Annotated in this window: 29 protein-coding genes; 11 read left to right on the top strand and 18 right to left on the bottom strand. The window is 49.7% G+C overall.

Features of this window, described 5'->3' with window-relative positions; genetic code table 11:
* Positions 1-170: 170 nt before the first annotated feature.
* Together ACI1P2_RS23870 and ACI1P2_RS23865 are read left to right on the top strand one after the other, a co-directional pair.
* Complete coding sequence (locus ACI1P2_RS23870; RefSeq protein ID WP_355323500.1) at positions 171-1,658, top strand: alpha-N-arabinofuranosidase; 1,488 nt, start codon at positions 171-173, stop codon at positions 1,656-1,658.
* 15 nt (positions 1,659-1,673) lie between these two features.
* Positions 1,674-1,958, top strand: coding sequence for a DUF6171 family protein (locus ACI1P2_RS23865; protein ID WP_355323497.1), 285 nt, complete (start codon positions 1,674-1,676; stop codon positions 1,956-1,958).
* A gap of 201 nt (positions 1,959-2,159) precedes the next feature.
* Here the strand turns inward: ACI1P2_RS23865 and ACI1P2_RS23860 are convergent, their stop codons facing one another.
* From ACI1P2_RS23860 to ACI1P2_RS23850, 3 genes are all read right to left on the bottom strand, one after another.
* Positions 2,160-3,209, bottom strand: coding sequence for a Gfo/Idh/MocA family protein (locus ACI1P2_RS23860; RefSeq protein ID WP_355323494.1), 1,050 nt, complete (start codon positions 3,207-3,209; stop codon positions 2,160-2,162).
* Positions 3,210-3,342: 133 nt separating this feature from the next.
* Positions 3,343-4,692: an MFS transporter gene (locus ACI1P2_RS23855; protein ID WP_355323491.1), complete on the bottom strand. Its 1,350-nt coding sequence runs from the start codon at positions 4,690-4,692 to the stop codon at positions 3,343-3,345.
* A gap of 61 nt (positions 4,693-4,753) precedes the next feature.
* Positions 4,754-5,200 (bottom strand): spore coat protein, encoded by a 447-nt coding sequence (locus tag ACI1P2_RS23850; protein WP_355323534.1) that lies wholly within the window; start codon positions 5,198-5,200, stop codon positions 4,754-4,756.
* Between the two features lie 269 nt (positions 5,201-5,469).
* On the opposite strand from ACI1P2_RS23850, the gene ACI1P2_RS23845 reads away from it, so the two are divergent.
* The 4 genes from ACI1P2_RS23845 to ACI1P2_RS23830 all read left to right on the top strand — a co-directional run bounded on the left by ACI1P2_RS23845 (position 5,470) and on the right by ACI1P2_RS23830 (position 7,071).
* A complete protein-coding gene (locus ACI1P2_RS23845; RefSeq protein ID WP_355323488.1) occupies positions 5,470-5,634 on the top strand; it encodes a hypothetical protein in 165 nt (54 codons plus the stop codon).
* 251 nt (positions 5,635-5,885) lie between these two features.
* Positions 5,886-6,311, top strand: a complete 426-nt coding sequence (locus ACI1P2_RS23840) for a ferritin-like domain-containing protein (protein ID WP_408976327.1) — start codon at positions 5,886-5,888, stop codon at positions 6,309-6,311.
* Positions 6,312-6,408: 97 nt separating this feature from the next.
* Complete coding sequence (locus ACI1P2_RS23835; protein ID WP_355323483.1) at positions 6,409-6,600, top strand: hypothetical protein; 192 nt, start codon at positions 6,409-6,411, stop codon at positions 6,598-6,600.
* Between the two features lie 195 nt (positions 6,601-6,795).
* Entirely contained in the window at positions 6,796-7,071 is a 276-nt protein-coding gene (locus tag ACI1P2_RS23830) for a hypothetical protein (RefSeq protein WP_355323480.1), read from the top strand.
* 32 nt (positions 7,072-7,103) lie between these two features.
* Here the strand turns inward: ACI1P2_RS23830 and ACI1P2_RS23825 are convergent, their stop codons facing one another.
* The 11 genes from ACI1P2_RS23825 to ACI1P2_RS23775 all read right to left on the bottom strand — a co-directional run bounded on the left by ACI1P2_RS23825 (position 7,104) and on the right by ACI1P2_RS23775 (position 15,912).
* Positions 7,104-7,391, bottom strand: a complete 288-nt coding sequence (locus ACI1P2_RS23825) for a hypothetical protein (protein ID WP_355323477.1) — start codon at positions 7,389-7,391, stop codon at positions 7,104-7,106.
* A 94-nt stretch (positions 7,392-7,485) separates the two neighbouring features.
* On the bottom strand, positions 7,486-7,845 hold the full coding sequence (locus ACI1P2_RS23820) for a hypothetical protein (protein WP_355323474.1): 360 nt from the start codon (positions 7,843-7,845) through the stop codon (positions 7,486-7,488).
* Positions 7,846-8,068: 223 nt separating this feature from the next.
* Complete coding sequence (locus ACI1P2_RS23815; protein WP_355323471.1) at positions 8,069-8,548, bottom strand: hypothetical protein; 480 nt, start codon at positions 8,546-8,548, stop codon at positions 8,069-8,071.
* Between the two features lie 2 nt (positions 8,549-8,550).
* Positions 8,551-9,390 carry a hypothetical protein gene (locus tag ACI1P2_RS23810; RefSeq protein WP_408976326.1) on the bottom strand — a complete coding sequence of 280 codons (840 nt, stop codon included), beginning with the start codon at positions 9,388-9,390 and terminating at the stop codon, positions 8,551-8,553.
* A 137-nt stretch (positions 9,391-9,527) separates the two neighbouring features.
* Positions 9,528-9,782, bottom strand: a complete 255-nt coding sequence (locus tag ACI1P2_RS23805; protein WP_355323465.1) for a WXG100 family type VII secretion target — start codon at positions 9,780-9,782, stop codon at positions 9,528-9,530.
* Between the two features lie 175 nt (positions 9,783-9,957).
* Positions 9,958-11,037, bottom strand: coding sequence for a site-2 protease family protein (locus ACI1P2_RS23800; RefSeq protein ID WP_408976325.1), 1,080 nt, complete (start codon positions 11,035-11,037; stop codon positions 9,958-9,960).
* 250 nt (positions 11,038-11,287) lie between these two features.
* Positions 11,288-12,307 (bottom strand): metal ABC transporter substrate-binding protein, encoded by a 1,020-nt coding sequence (locus ACI1P2_RS23795; protein WP_355323462.1) that lies wholly within the window; start codon positions 12,305-12,307, stop codon positions 11,288-11,290.
* Between the two features lie 47 nt (positions 12,308-12,354).
* The gene (locus ACI1P2_RS23790) at positions 12,355-13,248 is read right to left on the bottom strand and encodes a metal ABC transporter permease (RefSeq protein WP_355323459.1); all 894 of its coding nucleotides are present in this window, start codon (positions 13,246-13,248) and stop codon (positions 12,355-12,357) included.
* Positions 13,194-13,901: a metal ABC transporter ATP-binding protein gene (locus tag ACI1P2_RS23785; RefSeq protein ID WP_355323456.1), complete on the bottom strand. Its 708-nt coding sequence runs from the start codon at positions 13,899-13,901 to the stop codon at positions 13,194-13,196. Before ACI1P2_RS23785 ends, ACI1P2_RS23790 begins: the two co-directional genes overlap by 55 nt.
* A 206-nt stretch (positions 13,902-14,107) precedes the next feature.
* The gene (locus tag ACI1P2_RS23780; RefSeq protein ID WP_355323453.1) at positions 14,108-14,575 is read right to left on the bottom strand and encodes a Fur family transcriptional regulator; all 468 of its coding nucleotides are present in this window, start codon (positions 14,573-14,575) and stop codon (positions 14,108-14,110) included.
* A gap of 131 nt (positions 14,576-14,706) precedes the next feature.
* Positions 14,707-15,912, bottom strand: a complete 1,206-nt coding sequence (locus ACI1P2_RS23775; protein WP_355323450.1) for a GTP-binding protein — start codon at positions 15,910-15,912, stop codon at positions 14,707-14,709.
* A gap of 226 nt (positions 15,913-16,138) precedes the next feature.
* Here ACI1P2_RS23775 and ACI1P2_RS23770 point away from each other — a divergent pair, with 226 nt between their 5' ends.
* Positions 16,139-16,450: a hypothetical protein gene (locus ACI1P2_RS23770; RefSeq protein WP_355323447.1), complete on the top strand. Its 312-nt coding sequence runs from the start codon at positions 16,139-16,141 to the stop codon at positions 16,448-16,450.
* Positions 16,451-16,487: 37 nt separating this feature from the next.
* A complete protein-coding gene (locus tag ACI1P2_RS23765) occupies positions 16,488-16,586 on the top strand; it encodes a YjcZ family sporulation protein (protein ID WP_355323444.1) in 99 nt (32 codons plus the stop codon).
* Between the two features lie 76 nt (positions 16,587-16,662).
* On the opposite strand, the gene ACI1P2_RS23760 is transcribed toward ACI1P2_RS23765, so the two are convergent.
* Both ACI1P2_RS23760 and ACI1P2_RS23755 read right to left on the bottom strand, forming a co-directional pair.
* Complete coding sequence (locus tag ACI1P2_RS23760; protein WP_355323441.1) at positions 16,663-17,361, bottom strand: nucleotidyltransferase domain-containing protein; 699 nt, start codon at positions 17,359-17,361, stop codon at positions 16,663-16,665.
* 169 nt (positions 17,362-17,530) lie between these two features.
* Complete coding sequence (locus tag ACI1P2_RS23755; protein WP_355323438.1) at positions 17,531-17,635, bottom strand: YjcZ family sporulation protein; 105 nt, start codon at positions 17,633-17,635, stop codon at positions 17,531-17,533.
* A gap of 553 nt (positions 17,636-18,188) precedes the next feature.
* Here ACI1P2_RS23755 and ACI1P2_RS23750 point away from each other — a divergent pair.
* Together ACI1P2_RS23750 and ACI1P2_RS23745 are read left to right on the top strand one after the other, a co-directional pair.
* Entirely contained in the window at positions 18,189-19,187 is a 999-nt protein-coding gene (locus tag ACI1P2_RS23750; protein ID WP_355323435.1) for a permease, read from the top strand.
* Positions 19,188-19,241: 54 nt separating this feature from the next.
* Positions 19,242-20,171: a TIGR03943 family putative permease subunit gene (locus ACI1P2_RS23745; protein WP_355323430.1), complete on the top strand. Its 930-nt coding sequence runs from the start codon at positions 19,242-19,244 to the stop codon at positions 20,169-20,171.
* Between the two features lie 18 nt (positions 20,172-20,189).
* Here ACI1P2_RS23745 and ACI1P2_RS23740 read toward each other — a convergent pair whose 3' ends face one another.
* A complete protein-coding gene (locus ACI1P2_RS23740; RefSeq protein WP_355323428.1) occupies positions 20,190-21,116 on the bottom strand; it encodes a LysR family transcriptional regulator in 927 nt (308 codons plus the stop codon).
* A 114-nt stretch (positions 21,117-21,230) separates the two neighbouring features.
* Here ACI1P2_RS23740 and ACI1P2_RS23735 point away from each other — a divergent pair, with 114 nt between their 5' ends.
* A complete protein-coding gene (locus ACI1P2_RS23735; RefSeq protein ID WP_355323425.1) occupies positions 21,231-22,547 on the top strand; it encodes an APC family permease in 1,317 nt (438 codons plus the stop codon).
* A gap of 123 nt (positions 22,548-22,670) precedes the next feature.
* On the opposite strand, the gene ACI1P2_RS23730 is transcribed toward ACI1P2_RS23735, so the two are convergent.
* Complete coding sequence (locus ACI1P2_RS23730; protein ID WP_355323422.1) at positions 22,671-22,985, bottom strand: MGMT family protein; 315 nt, start codon at positions 22,983-22,985, stop codon at positions 22,671-22,673.
* Positions 22,986-23,018 lie beyond the last annotated feature (33 nt).

Genomic DNA, 23,018 nt, shown 5'->3' with positions numbered 1-23,018 from the left:
TCTGATTTTTGTTGGTTTTCTGCTATTTTTTTATTGCATATCGGCTATGGAATGGTAAGATAGGAATATGGTTTGTATATATATTATTCATAAATATTTTTGTTAAATTTATTGCTGCGAATTACTTTGCAATCGTTTTCTTAATTCATTTTAGGTCACATGAAAAGGAGATGGATGATTTGAGCAAGCTTATTATTAATGCAGACATTAACAAAGGAACGATCAACCGTAATCTGTACGGCCATTTTGCCGAGCATCTCGGACGCTGTATTTATGAAGGGATCTGGGTGGGTCAAGACTCCCCCATTCCGCATACGGAGGGCATGCGCAATGATGTGATCGAAGCGCTGCGCGCCCTGCAAATCCCTGTTCTGCGCTGGCCGGGGGGCTGCTTTGCCGATGCGTATCTGTGGAAGGACGGTGTCGGACCTGATGAACAGCGCAAGAAAGTCGTGAATGTCCATTGGGGCGGAGTTGTGGAAAACAACCATTTTGGCACCCACGAATTTCTCCGCTTTTGCGAGCTTATAGGCACGGAGCCTTACATTGCAGGCAATGTCGGCAGTGGAACCGTCCGTGAAATGGCCGAATGGGTGGAATACATAACGTTTGAAGGCGAATCGCCCATGACAGAATGGCGCAAGGACAACGGGCGCGAACAGCCTTGGACACTGAAATATTTCGGGATCGGCAACGAAAACTGGGGCTGTGGAGGCAACATGCGGCCGGAGTATTATGCCGACCTGTACCGCCACTACTCTTCTTATGTTCGAAATTACGGAGATAATAAAATTTTCAAAATCGCCTGCGGCCCCAATACGGCCGATTATAACTGGACCGAAGTGCTCATGCGCGAAGCCGGCAGTCTGATGGACGGCCTCAGCCTGCACTATTACACAACCCAGACGGGCGAATGGAATAACAAAGGCCCTTCTACCGGCTTTGATGAGCAGACATGGTTCCAGACGTTCAAGCAAACCGTCTACATGGACGAGTTAATCGAACGGCATGACGCCATTATGTCCAAATACGATCCGGAGAAAAGAGTCGCCCTAATTGTGGATGAATGGGGAACCTGGTATGACGTTGAGCCAGGCACCAATCCCGGCTTCCTGTACCAGCAGAACACCTTGCGCGATGCGCTGGTGGCGGCGGTGAACCTGAACATTTTCCACAAGCACAACGACAGAGTGCAAATGGCGAACATCGCGCAGCTGGTCAATGTGCTGCAGGCCGTCATTTTGACCGAAGGCAGCCGGATGCTCCTGACCCCAACCTATCATATTTTCGAAATGTTCAAGGTTCATCAAGGGGCTCAGCGGGTGGATTTGGCTCTGGAATCGCCGTGCTACGAAATGAACGGCGAGTCGATCGAACAGATCAGCGCCTCCGCATCGGTCGATGCCGAGGGTACAATGCATATCTCGCTCTGCAATCTGCACCATGCAGATTCCGTTGAGCTGCGCTGTGAACTGCGCGGAACAGAGGCTGCTGTGATCTCGGGCACCGTACTACAGGCCTCCAGTCTGGACGCCCATAATACATTTGATGAGCCTGAGCAGGTCACTCCTGCTGAGTTCCACGACTTCCGCCAGGAGAATGGCAGCTGGCTGATCAAGCTGCCTGCCGCATCCGTAGTTGTGCTTAGCATCAAATAAAAGGGGGCAGCAAGCATGTCCAACATGTCCCCAACATCGCAGAGTGGCAGCTTCTGCAAAGGCTGCACCGCAACGGTTCATATTTCGGAGGAGGAAATCCGGCAGCTGATTGGCAGCGTTGCCCGCATCCGTTCCGTTAATCTGGCAACAGAGGCGGAATTCGAAAGGCGGATGCAGGCCTGCCGGGCGTGCGAGGCCTTTCAATTCGGCACCACCTGCCGCTGGTGCGGCTGCCTGATGGAGGTCAAAGCCAAGCTGCAGGCCTCCACCTGCCCCTCCCCAGCCGGAAGCCGCTGGTAAGAAAAACGACAGACCGCATTTAGCGGAAGTTTTTTGGCGATATCAGTAGGCCTATCCAGGAAGTTTATACTTTCTGCCCTGAAAATTTAAGGGCCATAGCGGCAAAATTTTCATTCATCAGTGGTGCCGCAAAGCGGCATGGAAGTCTGATATTGTAAAGCAAAGTAAAGCCTGCCCGACACTGTGCCGGGCAGGCTTTTTTTAGCTGATCAGTTCCTCAATCGCCACTCTGCGCCCGCTTTTGGCGCTCTCTAGCGCGCCTAGAACCATCGCCATACTTAAACGGTTATCCCTGCTGTCCGTTTCCGCCGGCCGCCCCTCTTCCAGAGCCTGAAACATTTCATCAAGACAACCGTGATGAAATGTTTCAGGCAGCTGAAAGCCGTTTTCTACGTCCCCATCCTTGCGGACATGATGGTTCATGAACTGGCCTCCAGCCTGTTCTTCCGGGCTGACTACCTCCGCATAGGGCATATCGTTCCCGTCCCAGATGGCCGTTCCCTTCTCTCCCGTAATGCGCCATGAAGCCTGCCAGGATGTTGGCGCTCCCTCCGCACACCAGGACCCCCGATAGCTGAAGATGGAGCCATCCGACATCGTGAACGTGCAGACCGCCGCTGCATTCCCTCTGTACCAGGAACCTGGGGGGTTAAACTCCTCACAGTAGACGGTAACGGGATCGGCCCCGAGAATGCATCTGGCCTGATCGAAGGTATGGATCGCCATATCCAGCAGCAGCGGGCTGTCCATCACTTCCCGAAAGCCCCCGAAATGAGGAGCAAGGAAGAAGTCTGCGCATACAAGCCCAGGCCTGCCTATGGTTCCCTCTGTGATCATCTTTTTCAGCGCACGAAGACGTGGATCGAAGCGCCGGTTCTGCATGACGGCGTGGGACCGGTTCATCTGTTCTGCGAGGCTGATCAGTTCATCGCACTGAGCCATCGTTTCGGCAAGCGGCTTTTCGGCAAAAACATGACATCCATGACGCAGCGCCACCGCAGCGATTTCAAAATGGCTTGCCGGAATGGTGATGTCAAAAACCAGATTCGCCTCTGTCTGTTCAAGCGCTTCACGTAAGCCCGTAAATACAGGACAGTGAAGACCATGCTTTACCCTCATGGCTTCAGCCGCTTCCAGTCGGATATCCACCAGCGCGGCGATCTCCGCATCCGGGCGCTGCCTGACATAATCCATCCATACATTAGCCATGCCTCCGCACCCGGCAACGGCGATTCGATACTTGCTGCCCATTATTTCCCCTCCCGCGTATACATGATCGAGCTTGAGTATAGCAGGTGATGGATACAATTTCTTACATAATATTGCCCAATAATAACGGAATCTTGAGGTGCAGGCCAGCGGTTAATCAAAAATCGTTTTTTGATCATTCCCTTCCGGAAAGGGAATCGCCGCTTTTCTCAATTCTTCCTGTTTGCAGAACACCCGAATAGGCCTTTTGATAGCGGTCATTTTCGATCTCCTGCAGCGTTTTTCCCTGCGTATCCGGTGCATATACCGTGCCAATCAGCGCGGCAATCGCCAGAAAAATAATCATCAGCAGGCCGGCTGTGCTGAATCCCATTGTCGTGATCATGACCGGCATGATCATCGACCAGACGCCGACGGCGATCCGGGCAATAAAGAACATGAAGCCCTGCGCTCCGGCACGATACTTTGTGGCAAACAGCTCGCTTGCCCACAGCCCGTAAAATGCCTGTGCCCCGAATCCGGCCGCACAGCCCCACAGCAGAACAAACATCAGCAGCACGGGGATCGTCATCGGAGCAAATATAAGCAGAGCCCATGCGGCAATCCCCATCAAGGCGGATACGGCATACAGCATGCGGCGGTTCAGCCTGTCACCAAGTCGAATGAAAACAAAATAGGTGGTCAAAACGGTGAAAATCCACAGCACAGCCTGCAGCAGATTGGCCTGGTTCGCCGGAATACCGCCCACCGTCTCATAGATATAGGGCATGAAGAACCCCATTGCCCCGGCCGTCAAGTTCCAGAACAAATAAACCCCGAGCAGGAAATACATTGCCCTGCGGTTCAGCCTGAGCTTGAACAGATCCTTCCACTGCATGCTTGAGCCTGCCTTGCGTAAGGAAGGGTCCGCCGATCTGGCCTGCTCCTCTTCCCAGATTTTCGATTCAGCCAATCCCCGGCGGAGATACCAAGTAATAAACGCAACGACGAAGAGATGCGCAAATACAATACGGCTGCCAAGCAAACCGAGCGGCGCAAGCAGCACCGAAAGCAGCAGCGCGATAACCGGCCCGAACGACCAGGCGAGCTGGGCGGTACCGACATGAGCTGCCCGCTTGCGGTGCGGAGCTTCTTCGGCAATATAAGTCCATGAAGCAGGAACCCCCGCACCTACAGCCAAGCCAGTAATAATATAACCGGCAAGTAGCATCGGAAAATTGACGGACGCGATGATCAGCAGCATACCGAGCATATATACCAGCAGATCGTACGTATAAATAAACTTGCGGCCCAGCCTGTCACATAAATATCCGCCAATGAGCGCCCCGATGGCCGCTCCGAAAGCATTCGCGCTCACAGCGCCAAGCAGCCCTACTTTCACATCATTCAGCTGAAGATATTCGACCCATAAGGTGAGCCCTCCGGCCCCGGCCACAATTGAGCCTGCCTCAATATAATTAGCCATGGCTACAGATATCGTCGCTTTCATGCCGGTGGTTTTCCGACCTCCGGACAGACCTGCCATAACAAAGCCCCCATTCTCTGCTCAGCCGTGCTTTACCTCACGGCATCCCTTCACTGTTCCTTTATTTGAAAGCAATAGCCTTTTGCGCCGTCTTCACATCATTTTCAAGCAGCTTCGGAAGATCGTAGGCAGGGTACAAGCCCCGTTCCAGCATGAAATTAAAGACCTTGGCATGCATCTCAATGGCTGCATTCAAATGCTTACGCATGGTCTCTCTCACCTGCGGAGTCGCTGCTTCTGTAATGCTATTTGCATAGCTGCGCACCGCATTTTTCCAAAAGCCCAGGAGATGTCCTGCCTGAAATGCCGTCAAATCCTCATGGCCCGCTTTACGGGTATAAGCAGGAGCAAGCGGATAGAAGCCTAATAAATCCTTCAGATTATGCTCAAGCGCGGAAATAGTATGGCTGTACAGTGTCTTGAGAGCCGGGTCGGCGACCTCCGGCAGCATCATTTTGAAACTTATTAGGCTATTGGCTTGAGATGCCGTTAATTCGTGAATTTCCATCGTCTCATGCCAGGCCAGCGTTTTCTTTTTCTCCTTTGAACTCAATAGCGATCCCTCCAAGTAGGTTATAGGTTACTATATGCCCAATGGGCACTCAGAGTTCACTGTACTTCCCATGGCCTGGATCGGTCATGGGTCTAAACCCCTTCCTCCTTATTAAATACTACTATTTACCCAAATTTAAGCGAAATTTAAGGTTGGCGACATTTTTCATTAAGGTTGGACATATATAATGAAATTAACAATCATTTCCCGGGGGAGAGCTTAGGATGATGGACAGAGTATATACTTCGATGTGGATGACCCAATTTTTAAGAGGCACGGACCAGGAAAAAAGACAGCGAATCCAGGAGGCCAAGCGGAATAATGATATGGAACTAATCAGCAGCATCTCTTTTCACCTTTCGCTGCGCAATCAGCTGCATTTATTATAAGAAAAACGTCTATCGACGTAATTCACAGAAGACAGACCGCGTTTAGCGGAAGTTTTTCTTGCGATTATAGAATTGTTCAGCTCCGCTGAAAACTTATAAATTCTATAATCTTAGCGCAAGCCAACAGACCACTCTGCCGGCAAGAGTGGTCTGTTGTTTATTCCCTTCATTCACCTCTGTCTGCGTATTACATATGCTGAATAGGCAAGTGTTTAGTTAGGAAGGGAGACTTCATTATGTTTGGCCCATACATGCATGCTTCACCAAATATGAGTTTGACGGCTGATATCGTCAAAGCAATCGACGGAGAATATACCGCCGTTCTTTGTTATGAGCAGTTGGCCAAAATGGCCCCCAGTGAGGAAGCCAGAAAGCAGATTCTTGAAATCCGTAATGATGAAATCCGCCATTACCAGATGTTCTCGAAGCTCTACACATCCATGACCGGCAGACAGCATACGCCCAAGCTGAATGAGCCTTGTCCCGGCAACTATTTAGAGGGAGTAAGGTCTTCCTTCAAGGATGAGCAGGAAACGGTAGATGCATATCTCGACATTTTTGACCGCGCGCGCGATCCGCACATTAAACACGAATTCAGCCGCGCAGCGGCGGACGAACAGAATCATGCCGTATGGTTTTTGTATTTTCTGAAGGAAGATGCGCATGAAGGCAAATAGTTAACCTTTTTGAGCCCGTTTGCTATCTTACCATGAACATTTTTTTAACTCCTTCTTATAATGAAACATATCGATCCGGATAGAGGGGGGGGGAATTATGGGCGCATACGCATTCCTTGAAACTCAGGAAAACTTTAAGGACTTTTCCATCATTCTCATCACCGCAATCTTATTTTTTCTGTTCTTTGTCGCACCGTCTCACTTCTTCCCTTCACAGTCAGCATCTGACGGGGCCGCAAGAAAGATATTGGTACGACCAGTCCCTGAAACCCCTTTGGTTGTCAGATAATATCAGCCTTGTATGCTGTTTGATCTCCGGTTGAAGGAGGAAAAAGAAAATGAACAATCGTAACCGAAGCATAAATCTTGTTGTATTTATTATCGTCTCCATGGCTTTTATTTTCGGATTCGGAAAACTTACACCGGGTCCATCTGCAACCATTATACCGGAATAAGGAATGAATGCATGCAGGAGGGAAATGAGATGGCCAATCAAAAAAAAGGCAGAGCCAAAAAAAAGGCTCCTTTGCCCCAGAGCCCTTCCCTCTTGTCCCAGCTATCCCCACAGCAGATTGCAGTCATCGCCGGATTACTTTCCAACGCACTAACTGTAGATTCCATTCTGGTGGATAAAGACCAGCGCCTGCAAATCGTCCTGGGCGGTTCCTTGCGGCGACGCAGCAAATTGGACCAGCTTTTGGAGGAGCTGGATGGCGTCTCGCTGCGCGAATTTTTTAACGCGTTAGGCAGCAATTTTTAGCCAAAAAAAGTCCTTGGCACTTGCTTGCCGCCTTATTCTAAAAGCAGCACCTTTGACCCCTTCTTGATTTCTTCTGCATGTATATCTTCTTTTACATTTATCCCTATAAGCGCAATGTTAGCTATAGAAAAAGATATACTAATGTCTTTTACTTCAAGAGTCATATTAGTTCCATCTTTTTTTTCAATACTTATTTTTGAACCTATCAGATTTTTATACAAAGAACCTTTTTGATGAAATTCATCATCGGCGGCTCCCATTAGTACTACCCCTCTGTTAGGTACATTAATTATATCTTCTAAGATTAAAAGAACAGTCAAAGGTTGTCACTCCTTTAACTTCCGTAATATTTTTTAATACCAACGTTGCTTAATGATCCGATAGGGACAAGTAAGCGTCCTTTAAATACTATCATCAATTCTCCATACCTTCGGCAATTCTTTGTACAATTTCTTTGTCCCAGCCGTCTAGATCATTCATTAATTCTTCATATTTCTTTTTTGAATCAGGAGTATTTATTACCTTAAATGCGGCTATACTGTAATGTCCCAATGTATCAATTCCAAAAAGTTTATTCACTTTCGGATCCCTAAACTTACTGATCTCAGCTAATTTTGAAAGTATTTCTTCATTACACAATTTCCTGCTGACAATTTGGCTTATTGCGCTGACTAGGACCTGATTATGATGAACATCTAAACACTTGATAATCTCAAGATCATTTAATTTACCTTCTCTTACTTCCTTCGATAAAGTTAAAGGTTTCAATTCCATCAATTGCAGCCTCCCTTTATTCACCTACAACTCGGAATAAAAGTGCTTTGGTTATGCAATCCCAAAGAGCTTCCATCATGAATACTTGAAGAGTGAGATCTCCAGGCTATCTCCTGGCAATCCTGCTCAAACTGCTTGGGGATCACATCCTCATTGAGGCTTTGCACTCAATAAGCATCTCCTTTTAAATAAACTTATTAACATAGTAAGAATCCTAATTTTATTACGAAAGTTTATCTTTATAAGATTCCTTAAACCACTCATAGTTTTCATGAATACGTTTCTTGTCATCGTCGCTAAAATCAAGGTACCTGTCTGCTAGCGATTGCAAAAATTCCGATGAAAGTGATATCCCGAATGGTTGTAGGCTGTCAGCAGATAAATTGTCAAATATTTCCCCTAGTACGGATGAGGATACACTCTCTAATTTAGCTTTTATTACTTCCATTGCTTTTTCACGGTCACTAGTATAAAGCAAATTGAAAGCTATAGCTTGCAGATATTCATCTCCAAGGTCAGCTCGCAAGATATTATGGCATAATGGAATTAAAATTGTTTTATCCCTTTGAGATAATTCCGTTAATGCACTAGAAACTTCCTCATAATTTTCCAGCCTTTTAATTAATTCAACTAAATCATTAGTAGACAAGTTCTTAATATAAATCTCATAATCAATTAATCTGTCCAACGAGTCGTACTCCATCATTATCCCTCCTGGTTCTTTATTGGTATTAATTTGATGGTTGCCAAATACGGCTTTCCTTCAACCATAGTCCATGTTGTTAAGACTTTTAGTTTTCCGTGTGGACCTTCTATGACACTAGGAAAATCCAATCTATTTTCAGGCGTTATCTTTTTACCTACCTCAATAAAATGTGCTGCTATTTTCTCATTATTCTCTACGATATCATTTAAGCCAATTGTCTCAAGTTTTTTCTTCATATCTTGTGAACGCTCATAATTATGCTTCATCTGTTTTAGCTTCTCAATTCCCTTTGCATTCTGAGGATCAGCATCAAATAATTTTCTTTGGGTTTGTTTCATTTGGTTTAATTCTCTTATTTTTTTGTTTACTTCTTCAATATTAACATTTACTTTGCCTCTCATATATTTCTCAATTTTATCGATTGGTACCCGCGTATTTCCGTCCGTGTATACTTTTATCGCTTTTCCACTAACAGGTGCTACAATTTCATCCCTTTTAACTCTCTCCGTTACCTCAGCAACCGCCTTAGTGCTCGCACCAAAATAATTCTTCGGCTTAATCGTTGAGGCAATCGTGCTGCCGCCGACCAGTCCTGCTGTTCCAAGTATATTCGCCCAGTGTTCGGTTGACCAGGCGTTTTTGGGAAAGATCGTTTCGCGGATCGTACCGTGAACGCCGAGGGTGGCCCAGTTCGCGAAATCCTCCGGGGAATCCAGCCACGTGTCCGCCCGGTCCGCATATCCCTGCCACATCCCCTTCGGTATACCGAATGTCCAATAATCCAGAAAAGTCCCTACTGAATCATACCTTTTTTCATATCGCTCATTGGCTGCGGCCATAAAGTTGGTGCCCAGCTCCTTCAAGCTGTCGCCTGATATCTCCAAGGCATTGCGTGTATCCACAGTTGGCGCGGCGCACGCATTGGGCGGAGGGGCCATACATGCCGGGTCAATTCCACCGGACACCGATTCGTCCGTCAGTTGAATTTCTCCGCATGATTCCGCAGCTCACGGGAAATGGAATCCGTCAGCTCAACTGCTGTCTTCATGCTACTGCGCGCCGCCACAAAATCGGAATAAAAGCGCTGCTTTGTTGTTCCATCCCAGAGTGCCTCCATCATTGAAACTTGAAGCGTCAGTGTTCCGTTCATTCGGGCAATCTCTTGGCGAGCCTGTTCAAACTGCCTGGAAACTGCCTCCAACTGCTCCGGTGTTACCAGAATCGTTGTCATTCCATCGTCCACCTGTCTATCGTGATCCTCCCATTTTAACACCTTCCCACAATATGGATAATAAGTCCAACATCCCAAGTAATATCAGGCTGTTTGGTATCGATAGTCCTAATTTCTCTATGTTATAGGCAGTAAAAAAGCAGCACGACCACCATCAGGCCGCTGCTGCTCTGATTTACAATATTACATTTCCCACCTGGTGAACCAGATACATCATGACACCAAGAAATGAAGCCAGCCCCACATAACCTGCTCCGAACTTCAGCCGTGACGCCATGGGAACTTCATAATAGCTGTCATTTTCGAACACGGCATAATCAACACCCACATGAATTCTTAAATGAAGACCATTCTCCGCTTCCAGATGCTCAATTTTATATACATGAACCCGTTCTACAATCCCCTGTCGGGGCAGCGCAACCGTGCCTTCAAAATCCATGCTGTCCCACATTACTTTGACGTACTGCCGGCCTTCACGGTCACTATATGTAGTATAGGGAAGCTCCCGCCGGTGTTCCGGTCCGGGAATCAGCATCCCCTGCTCCTGTAAATGCCCGACCGGGAACAGGAAGCTGTCGGTTTCGGTTTCACTTTGCTGATTCGGACGGCGCAGGATGTATTTTTTGAATAAGTCAAAGGCGAACATACACCAAATGATAAAAAAGACAAAAGATTTCAAGTATACGATAATCACCAGTCCCCCTACCAGACCCGCGATCCACAACCAGCGGGTGACCGCGGTGGCGATTCGTCCGCCGTCCAGCGGATGAATGGGGAGCAGGTTGATCAGGTTGAGAAAAAAGCCAACATAGGATAATGCAAATAACAGCGGGCTGTCCGTTATGCAGGCAGCACCGAATACAGCTACCGCTCCGACCGTTCCCAGCAGCGGCCCCCCAAATGCCATGTATGCTTCTGTAACCGCATCCTGCGGATGCTTCTTCAGCGCTATCAAAGCACCGACGAACGGAATAAAAACTGGAGCGCTGACCGGCAGCCCTTTCCGCTTCGCAGCGATCACATGACCCAACTCATGGACAAACAGCAGCAGGACAAATCCGAGCGCGAACGCCCATGGATAGATCAGGGCATACGCCCAGATAGATGCCGCCATGGAAAGGAGCGCACCGCCGAATTTCCCCAGCTTCAAAAGTGCCAACAAGGATTTCCCCTTCGCCAGAAGGAGCACGATCACAGCTCCCCAGGACCAAAGAGACGAAGATTTCTTGCTTTCTTCCTGTTTCAGTACCCTCACAATCCTTCCTGAAGTTTACTTACATGTTATGCCTCGGTTCCAAGGATTTACACCTTGATTTTGTACCGATAGCATCCAAGGCATAATCGTGATACATCCAGCCCCATCGCTTCCAGTTAGTTTCACGCATTCACCATGATCACTCCTCAAATAGGGTTACACTCTACTATTTTACAGGCAATTGCCATTTAAGAAAAACCCAGCAAATAAAAAAAGCCGCCGTTACAGTCACGGCGACTTCAAATCCTTCTTATTCGTTCAGTGCTGAGGTGAGAGCTTTGAGATTCTCCTGCATCACAATGATATAATCTCGATTGTTCTTGATCTCGTCCTCGGTCAGCCCTTCCAGCGGATTCAGGACAGCAGTCTTCGCGCCAATCTCGGAAGCAATGGTCTGTGCAACCTTCGGATCAACCAGCGTTTCGAAGAAGATCGTTTTCACCTGATGCTCCTTCGTAAATTGCACAATACGGGCCATCTGGTCTGGAGAAGGCTCCTGCTCGGGAGACAGACCCGAAATCGGCACCTGCGTCAGGCCATATTCTTTGGCCAGGTAAGCAAATGCGGCATGCTGGGTGACCAACTCCTTATTCTTGACGTTAGTAAGGCCGTTTCTGTATGCCGTATCCAGTTCCTTGAGCTTGGCAATATAAGCATTCGCATTGGCTTCATAATCAGCCTTGTTGGCAGGATCCGCCTTGATCAGCGCCGCTTCGATGGCCTCAACTTCCTTTTGGGCGAGCACTGGGCTCAGCCATACATGGGGGTCCAGCGCGTAGTCATGAGAATGGCCATTGCCTTCCGCATGCCCGTGTTCCGCTGTTTCAGCGGCATGATCGTGGTCTTCACCCTCATGCTCATCTTCTGTTCCTTCAGCAAGCTCAATACCGCTGGACGCTTCCACTACAATACGTTTTTCGTTATTCGTGCTGGTCAGCGCATCTTCCACCCAGGTTTCCACGATGCCGTTGTATACAAATACGTCCGCATCCTGAATCTGCGCCATATCCTTGGCGCTCGGCTCCCAATCATGAGGCTCCGTACCGGTGGGCACCAATGCCGTTACATTCGCATGATCCCCGGCCACTTGTCTGCTGAACTCATACATCGGATAAAATGTCGTGACAATATTCAGCTTGCCTCCGTCCGCTCCTGTCCCCGCCCCGTTGCCGGAGCCGGAGGTCGTGCTGCCCGCATCCGATCCGCAGCCTGCCAATACCAGTGCTAGACCCGCACTGACCAGCCATGATTTTGCAAACAACCTGTTCAAAGCTCTCTCCCCCATCTATATCGTTCTACCTCGGCAGAGCAGCCCCATTACTGCTCAGGCACATCTTTGGTGAAATTCGTAACATGTTCATGAATACTGGCCTGGTCATCAGGATTGGCGGCCGATCTGAGCTTCGCCAGCTTCAGCACCAGCCGCTTGATGCCTGTTCCCAAAATCAGCAGCAGCAGCAGGGCGAAGGCAATCGTGCCCCCAGGCGGTGTGCTGAATTCATAGGATGCGGTCAAGCCTGTGAAGACACCGATCAGGCCGATGCCCATCGCCAGGAAGATCGCTGTCGTGAAGCTGGGAGCTATCCGTATAGCCAATGCCGCCGGCAGCACGATCAACGAGGATACAAGCAGCACGCCAACAATTGGCATGGCGGCCGCGACGATCATTCCGGTCAGAATGCTGAAGCCAAACGAAATCCAGTTGACCGGCAGCCCGTTCGTTTTGGCCGTTTCTTCATCAAATGTAATCTGATACAGCGGCCGTCTGAAGAGAATGAAGAATACCGCGGCCACAGCGGCTACAAAAAACATCAATTTAAGCTCCGTTGTGTTAACAGCCACAACCGATCCGAACAAATAGGATGTAAAACTTTTGTTGACGCTCTGGTTAAGGCTCATCAGAATAACAGCCGTGGAAAGCCCGCCTACCATAATAATGGCGACGGAGATTTCGCTGTAGGTTTTATAGGAGCGTCTCACGTATTCCACGATGACCGCCCCCAGAACCGCAACCGCAAAACCGCTCAAGGTCGGATTCAGCTTCAGGTAAGCTCCGGCCGCCACACCAGCCAGGGATACGTGGGACAGCATATCCGCCATCAGCGCCTGCCTGCGCAGCATCAGGTAGACGCCAAGCACCGACGCCAGCAGCGCGATTATCCCACCGGCATAAAATGCCCGCTGCATGAAGTCGTAGTGCAGCATTTCCATCCGCCCTCCTCCTTTCTTTGCAGCTCAATGATGCGGTCCAGATAACCCTGTACCTCCGAAAGTCCGTGGGTCACCATAACGACGGTTCTCCCATGCACCTTCACCTGATGATGCATCAATTCATAAAAGCCCTGGCGGCTTTGCTGGTCCATCCCTGTTGTCGGCTCATCCAGAATCAGCAGATCCGGCTCCTGGGCGAGCGCACGCGCAATACAGATGCGCTGCTTCTGCCCTCCGGACAGCTCACCGATTCTGCGGTGTCTCAAGCCCCACATGCCAACCTGCCGCAAGGCCTTCTCTGTCTGTCTTTGATCCTCTTCCGTCATTCTCCGCAGCCAGGAGCCCTTTGTATACCGGCCCGAACGGACAAATTCAAGCACCGTGCTGGGAAAGCCTCCGTTAAAGGCCGCGATCTGCTGTGACACATATCCAATGACAAGCTTCTTGCCCTCCGCGTTGACCGGAGAACGGAATACCTTGCCCTTCCAGGGCTGCAGCAATCCGAGAAGCAGCTTCAGCAGCGTCGATTTGGACGCTCCGTTCGGTCCGGTGATGGCCACAAACTCGCCGGAATATATTTCAATACTTGCATCTTCAAGTCCGGGAACATCGTTATATCCAAACACGACATTCTGCAACGATGCCAAAAGCATGCTAATTCGCTTCCTTTCCAATCTTCCATTCTACATGTATAAAACCGGAGCCACTACTGTAAATATTACGATCTATATGCAAAAAAAATTATGGCTATCCGGTTAAATGTAATTTTTACGTACGAATCAGTTTATCACCTGTTTACATGCTGCGTCAACCTATTTATAAATCCCGACAAAAAAAGAAGCCGGGCAGGACAGCTTCTTTACGACTTGGCAGTTTGACTCTGGCATTCTTCACAGACACCGTACACCTCAAACCTGTGGTTCATAATCTTGAAGGAACCCGGCAGGTGAAGCGACTGCTCCATAGGACAGTAATCAAAGGTAAGTGTCTTTTCACAGTTTACACAAATCAGGTGGTGGTGGTGGTGCTCTGTGCAGCTCGCACGGAACTTCAAACCGCCATCCATAAAATAAAACTGCTCCAAAGCACCCATTTCGCTCAATAAACGCAAATTGCGGTATACGGTATCAAAGCTTACGTTTGGATACTTGACAGTCATTTGATCATAGACATCCTTGGGGGACAAATAACCGTCAGCCATTGCAAAAATTTCGGCAAGCTTCTTCCGCTGCTCCGTGATGCGCCAGCCGTGCCGTGTCATTATATCAATCATATCCTGAACCATGGCTTCATGGCTTTGATTATGCTCGTGATTGTGCTCTGTCATGGTATATCGTCCCTTCCCTCATGCAGAAGCTGTAAGTTGCCAGCTCCAGCGGCTTATGACGATATTTATTTTATCAGTAATTATTACTTATTGCCATCCTTTCAGCTTCATTCCCCCCGGAACATCCCCTGCTAGGCTCCAAATGCTTCACGCGGCAGCCATGGCAAGGGATTGTCAAAGGACGCCCAATTCATGGCCATCTCCTCTTCATTTAACAGGCAGGCATCCAGGTTTTCTTCGATCGCTTCGCGGTCCATACCGATCCCGATCATCACAAATTCATTCAATCTGTCTCCCCACTTCTCATCCCATGCCTGCCCTGCCTCGGGATGGCTGCGCAAGATCTCTTCACGCTCTTCCCGCGGAAAAGCCGCGAGCCACGCTCCGGCAGGCCCGAATTGAATGGACGGCCCGGCCTGGCTGAAGCTTGCCGCCCAGTCCTGCTCGACCGCAATCCACATCTGCCCTTTGGCGCGCACGACTTCTGCCGGCAATTCACCGAGATAATCAGCCAGGCGTTCCGGATGAAAAGGCCTTCTCCGGCGGTACACAAACGAGCTGATGCCATATTCATCGGTTTCAGGAGTATGACTTTCCTTGTTGAGCTCCTGAATCCAACCCGCTGACATGCTGGCCCGTTCAAAGTCGAACAGTCCGGTATTCAGAATTTCGGAGGGCTCAACTTGCCCATTGACGGTGCGAATGATTTTGGCGGATGGCTGCAGCTTGCGGATGATTCCTTCCAGCTTGTTCAGTTCTTCCTCTTCCACCAGATCGCATTTGTTAAGGAGCAGCACGTCACAGGTCTCAATCTGGTCCAGCAGCAAATCAACGACATCCCTTGTATCTTCCGCACCGGCTGACTCACCCCGCTGCAAAAGACTTTCCCCGGATGCAAAATCATGCCAGAACCGGTATGCATCCACTACTGTGACCATACAATCCAGCGTGACCACCTCCGGCAGGTTGATACTTAAGCTTTCATCAGCATATGTAAAAGTTTGGGCAACGGGTACCGGTTCAGATATCCCGGTTGATTCAATCAGGATATAATCGAATTTCCCTTCCTGCACAAGCTTGTTTACTTCCAGCAGCAAATCCTCGCGAAGTGTGCAGCAAATGCAACCGTTGGAGAGCTCCACCAGCTTTTCCTCGGTACGGGATAAATTTGTTTCCCCATTGACCAGCCGGGCGTCGATGTTCAGCTCGCTCATATCGTTTACGATGACCGCAACCTTCATGCCTTCCCGGTTGTTCAGCACATGATTCAATACCGTCGTTTTTCCCGAGCCCAAATAACCACTTAGGACGGTGACAGGCACCTTTTTGTAATTCATAAACACTTCTCCTTCAATTTTAATTGTAATTATTACGATTAATATAAACACCTTTGCCCTACTTGTCAACCATTAATCAATCTTCGCTGTACATATCTGTTAAACGAGAAATACGTCCATTTGCTTGCATCTGGGGCAACATACAAGCACCGGGTGGACATAATCCATAGAATATACCGTTACTTGATAAACAGCCAAGGCAGTTTCAATAACGGAGGTGACTCACATGTCAAAAGCGGCAGTCCGCAAAAACGACGTTCGCAAGCTCGTCGGCAAGCAAGTCTATGCCCTGAGAAAAGACGGAACGATTGTGGAAGGCAAGCTTGTACGAATCAGCGGCAATAAGCTCTATGTAACCAATAAGGATAAAAAAGTGAAAACCTCAGCCATCATACCACTTGTGCTTTTCGATCTTCTTGCCATTGGCACCGCGCCTTTTGCCTTTGGCGGCGGATACGGACCTTATGGTTATGGCGGCGGGTACGGACCTTATGGTTATGGCGGCGGGTACGGTGGTGGCTATCCAGGGTACTACTAGTAAATAGGACAGTATAGATAAGAAGGAGGTGAATTCCATGAGCTGTGTGGGTAGACCCGGACTCTTCACTTCCACGGGAGCCATTCTCGTTCTTTTTATTTTGCTGGTCATTATCACTCGCTCGGTATGGTTCTAATCCTCATCGCGCGCAACCCCAAGAAGGTCCCCTCAATCGGGGGCTTTCTTGGGGTATTGGACCTGGTTTCGCCGTATTATTCTTCATAACCTTCAAGCAAGGGGCCGCCATACGGCTCAAGCCATTGCAGACTGAGATCAATGAGCTGTTCCATAGAATCATTCCGGTATAACTCCGCAAGGGCTTCCTCAAGGGCTGCCGCCTTATCCGGGGCAAACCCTCTCAGATTGCGTATTAAGTGCTTTCCTTCCCCGGTCCATTGATTGTTCGCTCTGAGCATCAGCTTGCACAATGCTTCGTTCAGCCTGCTCACCACAAACCAGGTTTCACAGCGCTGCGTGCTGCCTTTCAAGTCCTGAATATGCTCCGTAATTTCATACCTGGCCTGATCGAGTTCATAACCCCCCCAGGGCATTGGCCCGTAACCCAGGTCGGCACGCGCTTCCTCCAGGATATCAAGCCCGTCGTCATCGGCCCGGATGACCTCCCCTTCCACAATGATCCGCTGCAGTGTCGGATTTCCTTCATGGATTCCCACGTCAAAAAGCTCACGGTAGGACGAGGAATTGAGCATAAACAGCTCAGTAACCCATCCGGAGGCCATCACGGTTCTCCGAAAGGGCAGCTCCTGGGTATCGTCGTAGATGACAATGTCCAGATCCGAGTAGATCGTGGCCTGATCCCCGGCCACACTTCCTCCCAGCACAGCAAGCGAGCAGCCGGGGAAATCCTGTTGAACGAGACACTCGGCCGCCTCGAGCGCATCTTTTCGCATAAACATCACCTCTCTTCGTAATAAAGCTTATCAACGATCCATAAGCCCTTTTATCGCTCAGTATATTCATCAGTATTTATTCGTTGCATGACCATACAAGGTACAAAAAAGCCCCCGGAACACCGGAAGCTTCTGTAAATAGACATGAAATTGAACCATGACATCATGCTTAGAGGAAGAATGTACGAGTGATGATGACAAGCAGGATAAACAGCACAAGGATTACACCAGTGGAAGTGAAATGATGATGGAATGCTCCCTTCGCAAAGCTCATTTTATCACCTCCTTTGCAGGATGTAAGCTGAAATACTTTCTCTACATGGTGTTCAAGGTGTGTTCTCTGTTTCTCAGAATACTATATGCCCCAAATACCCTTAATGCATGGACGAATACCCGGTTCCTGTAAAATTCGTGTTCTGCAGCGCCCAAATGTCAAAAGATAAGCAGAACAAGTATCAGCAGCAAAAATAAGATCAGTATGATCAAGGGCTGCCGAAAAAGCGTCCACTGTGGTTCCAGGCGCCAATTCTCTTGATCCAACATACATCCCTCCCGCCCAGTTTGGTTTGCCCCTAGCCAAAAACAGTATATTCCCCAAGACAGGAAAAAGCGCTCATTTGGCGAGGACTAATGGAGGGTGCAATATCAAATCAAATCAGATAAAGAAAGTACGTGAAATAATTACGAGCAGGGTGAAAAAAGAGGCGCTGGAAAGTGGATGAATGCCCGTAGGACATACGTTTTTTTTCGCTGTCAAGGCAATTATTCTGTTCTGAGGAGGACAAGCATACAATGTTTCCAAGATCACATTCCAAAGGAGACGGAAGATGCCGAAAACAATGCTCCTCAAACTGCTGCCCTTGTTCCTTTCCTCTGCCTTTGCTATTCCTGTCATCATTATCCTCAGCCCGCATTGGCTGTCCATGTTTAAATCCAGTTCGCTCCAGCATATCAAAACGATTTTCATGGGCCTTTTTCTGGAGGCGCTGCCCTTTATGCTGGCTGGTGTATTGTTGTCCTCGCTGGTGCTGTTGTTTGTGTCCGAAGAATGGGTGCGCCGCGTGATCCCCTCCAATCCGTTGGCTGGCGTTCTGTTTGCAGTCCTGCTCGGCATTCTGCTTCCCATTTGTGAATGCGGGCTTATACCAGTTGTACGACGCCTGATGCTGAAGGGGATGCCTGCGTATATTGCCGTCGCCTTTATTCTTAGCGGACCGATTATTAATCCTATTGTCTTTGCCGCCACTATGGCGGCTTTTCCGGGTCATCCCGGTATTGTCGCAGCCCGGTTCGGACTTGCCTTCATAGTAGCGGTGATAACAGGGCTCTTTGTATATGTTTTTGTCAAAAATGACCCGCTTAAGCGCTCCTTGCTGCACTTTTCAACTCGGGCGCCTGACGAATGCAATCATCATCATAAGCGAACCTGGAAAAGCTTTTTTGTCCACTCCGGGGATGAACTGATCGATATGGGAAAATATCTGATTATCGGCTGTTTGCTGACAGCGGCCATCCAAACCTTCATCAGCCGTGACGATCTGCTGGCCATGGGCAGCGGACCGGTGCTTTCTTATGCTTTTATGATGGGCTTTGCCTATGTGCTTTCCCTCTGTTCGACTTCCGACGCCTTTGTCGCTTCGGCGTTTGTCCATTCCTTTACGGCCGGACCGCTCGTGTCCTTTCTGGTGCTCGGCCCCATGCTCGACTTCAAAGGCACACTAATGCTGTTGAGCACGTTCCGTTTGCGCTTTGTCATCGGGATTGGAGGGCTTATCATCCTGCTTGTTTTTACGGGCTCCGTCGCCGTGAACTGGATTGTTCAGTAATAAGTACCTATGGAATCAGCCAAATGGATTTCAGAAAATGGAGGCGAACAAACGATGAACTCTTCCATCTCCGTTCGATTGCACTATTTGCTGCGGGCGCTGCTGATTGCCGGCCTGGCCGTCTACATCATGCATCTGAGCCTGACGGATGCGCTCCATTATTATCTTGCACCACGTATGCAGATTCTGCTGCTGTGCTGTCCCGTGCCATTACTGTTTATAGCCCTCGGGATGGGAATCCATGGGGCAGGCGGCCGCACCGAAGAGCTGTGCGACTGTGAGCATCCCCTTCCGGATACTTTTTACAAAAAGATCTTTGTTTACGGACTCTTTGTCCTGCCTCTTCTGCTCGGCGGCTTACTGCCGGATAGAGCGCTGGGAAGCGAAATGGCCACGAAGAAGGGCATGTCCTACTCACTCCCAGTCCAGGATCTCCGCCGCAAAGAAGAGGTTGGCTCCGGGGGGCTGCGGCAAGAAACAAAAGCGGAGAACGAAAAAGAAGCGGCCTTAAAGTCGCTTGACGAAAGGTTTAAGGCGCCGGATGAATACAATGAGGAGTTCGCCGAGCTCGCCAAGCGTTTATATTTGGAGCCGAAAATTATCGTTCAGGATAAAATTTTTTCAGAAACGATCGGAGCTATTGATCTATATAAGCATGAGTTTGAGGGGAAACCCATCTCCATTACAGGGTTTGTGTACAAGAATCAGGAAATGGGGAACGGGCGGCTCTTTGCCATCGGGCGATTCCTCGTGATGTGCTGCCCTGCGGATGCCACCCCGTTCGGGATGATGGTTGAGGCGGAGCATGCACCAAACCTGGCCAAGGACTCCTGGATCAAGGTGGAAGGAATACTGCATGTGTCGGCGGATGAAGATGTGGAGAGGCTGGAAATCCAGGCCGCCAAAATCACGCCTATAGCAGAACCCGCAACGCCTTATATTTACACACAAGCGGATGCTCTGACCATATATGACCAGTTGTAAACCTCCTTCCTCATTCTCCTATAGACTGCAATCAATTGCTGGTGCAGGCTTTTGCCGCCATCCCGCAGCATGCTGCGATATGATCCGCAACAGCTCGCTTAAAGCTGGAGACTGCCACTTTTTTGTGTGATATACAACCTGAGTAGAGACACGCTGCAGGCTGTCATCCCAGTTCAGCCTCAGCAGCTTGCCCTCCTTCAGCTCATTCTGTACGGTAACGAGCGGCAGTAGCGACAGGCCAAGCCCTGTCATAACACACTGCTTGATGGCCTCGATGTTCCAGAATTCAAGACTTGGATCCGGGAAAATTCCGCAGCTGTTCAGATGCTGCTCAAAGAGGGCCCTGTAAGTGCAGCCGGCTTCGGTATGCAGAATCGTTTCCTGTCTGAGATGCGCGGGCTCCACATGTTCCAGCCCTGCGAGCGGGTGACCTGGCGGAGCGATCAGCGCCATCTCCTCTTCGACCAGCAGCTCGGTATGAAGCTCCTTATCCTCTGCTTCCGGCTGCAGCAAAAAGGCCAGATCAAGCTGGCCCGACCGGAGCTGGTCTTTAAGTTCCCAGCATAAGCCAGGCTTCAGTGTGATTTTTACATTAGGATAACGCTCACGGTATTCCCGCAGCACGGCAGGCAGACGGTACGCGGCCAGTGATTCCGGCGCACCGATCATCAGCGTGCCGCCCATTTCTGTAACCGAATGGACAGCGTCTTTGGCCAATGCATGCATTTTGGCAATTTCCTGGGCATAGGGCAGAAGCTTTCTGCCTGCATCTGTCAGCACAATTTTCTTGCCTATTCTGTCAAACAGCGGTGTGCCAAGCTCCGCTTCAAGCGCCTGAATCTGCGCCGTTATGCTGGACTGGGCATAATCGAGCCGCTGGGCGGCACGCGTAAACCCCCCCTCCTCCACGACGACAAGGAATGTAAATAAATTGCGGGATTCCATAGCTCCTCCTCTTCCATCGATAATACCGATGCAAATGATTTAATAATTCCGTTTTTCCGATGATGCTATTATCTGTTAAGCTGGATTCAAATTCAAGGAAAGAGGAAAGACCTAATGGAATCTAACACATCTCAACAACAGCTGAAAAAAACTATCGGAACACCTCAAGCCGTGGCGCTGTATATCGGAGCGGTCATTGGCTCAGGCGTGCTGATCGTACCCGGGCTCGCCGCGGAAATGGCTGGTCCTGCCTCGCTGCTGGCCTGGGGTTTTATGACCCTGCTCATTTTGCCGATGGCCCTTTCCATGGGACTGCTCTCGGCCAAATATCCCAATGCCGGCGGTGTATCCCACTTCGTCACCCTTGCTTTCGGCCCTCGTGCCGGGGCCGTTGTCGGATGGTTCTTTCTGATGTCCGTACCGATCGGAGCCCCTGTCGCCGCTCTTACCGGTGCCGGTTATTTGACGGCCGCACTGGGCTGGGGCGAGCATGCACGCATCATTATCGCGTCCCTGATCCTGGCCTGCGGTTTGCTGGTCAACTGGTTCGGGATGAAGCTTGCCGGCAGTATTCAAATTGCCGTCGTCATCGCCATAGCAGCCGTGCTTTTATTCGCGTTCGCCGTCTCTGTACCGCAAATGGGGAAAGCGCATTTTGCCCCCTTCCTGCCGCACGGCTGGCTCAGCATCGGACAGGCGGCAGCCATTTTGTTCTGGTGTTTTATCGGCTGGGAAGCCGTGTCTCATATGTCAGAGGAATTTAAAAATCCGCAGCGGGCTGCCGTAAGAGGGGTAATGATCGCTGCCGCCATCGTCGGCATTCTTTACTTCCTGTCCGCGCTGGCTGTCGTCGGTACGGGAAGCTATCTTGCGGGCGCCGACACGGCGCTGGTTCATCTGATCAGCGCTCCCCTTGGACATCTGGGAGCCTTGATCGTTGGGGTTGTGGGCATTTTTATCTGTACAGCCACCATTATCGCTTATGCCGGCGCCGCTTCACGCGTGGCATACGCTTTGGCGCGCGAAGGGCATGCCCCGGAGTGGATGAACCGGGTGTCCGGCACTTACCATTCCCCTGTGGGCGGGCTGCTCTTTCTGGGCGCTTCATTTGTCTTAATCATGACGATGTACGGAACCCGGCTGGTTTCGCTGACGACATTGATACAGCTGCCGAATGCCGCCTTTATTCTGACTTACCTGTGCGGCTGCGCCTCGGGGATCCGACTGCTGAAGGAAGACAGGCGCGCGCTTACTGTAAGCTGGATTTCCTTCGTATGCACGGCCGCGGTCTTTCCGTTTACGGGCTGGGCGATGCTCTATCCCTGCGCCATTCTCATCGTGTGCTGGGCTGCAGGTCTGCTGAAACAGCAAAAAAGCGGGCGCATTCGCGCACCGCTATCCGATCAGCCTCCAGCCAGCAAAAAAGCTTAAGCTGAGTGATCATTCTTTTACACAAGCACTTTGCGGACACTCAGACATTTTCACATGGCTTACCGGCTTTTACTGGTTGCTCGATAATCTCAAGCAAATTCAGCATCACCCTTACCTGCCGTTTTAATCGGCATTAGGGTGATGCTGAAATGTTTCCAGATCAATTCTGCGGTTGCCCAGCAGTTCAACTCCTTCAGATTGCAGGAACAGGCATTGCAGCTCGGCCGATTCGTCATCCTGGACCGCAATTTCGCCCTTGGCATTGACCACACGATGCCATGGCAATTTATATTTCCGGCTCATGGAATGAAGAATCCGGACGACCTGCCTTGCGGCACGGCTGCTTCCCGCTTCTCTGGCGATCTGTCCGTAAGTCATTACTTTTCCTTCCGGAATCTGTTGAATCACTTCAATGACCCGGGCTGTAAATGGTGTCAAACCTGAAATCCTCCCGTCCAAAATAAGCTAAGT

The organism is Paenibacillus jiangxiensis, assembly GCF_046098255.1.
Classification (GTDB): Bacteria; Bacillota; Bacilli; order Paenibacillales; family Paenibacillaceae; genus Paenibacillus; species Paenibacillus jiagnxiensis.
The sequence above is the reverse complement of the archived record's forward strand: the minus strand, read 5'-3'. Positions and strand labels throughout refer to the sequence as shown.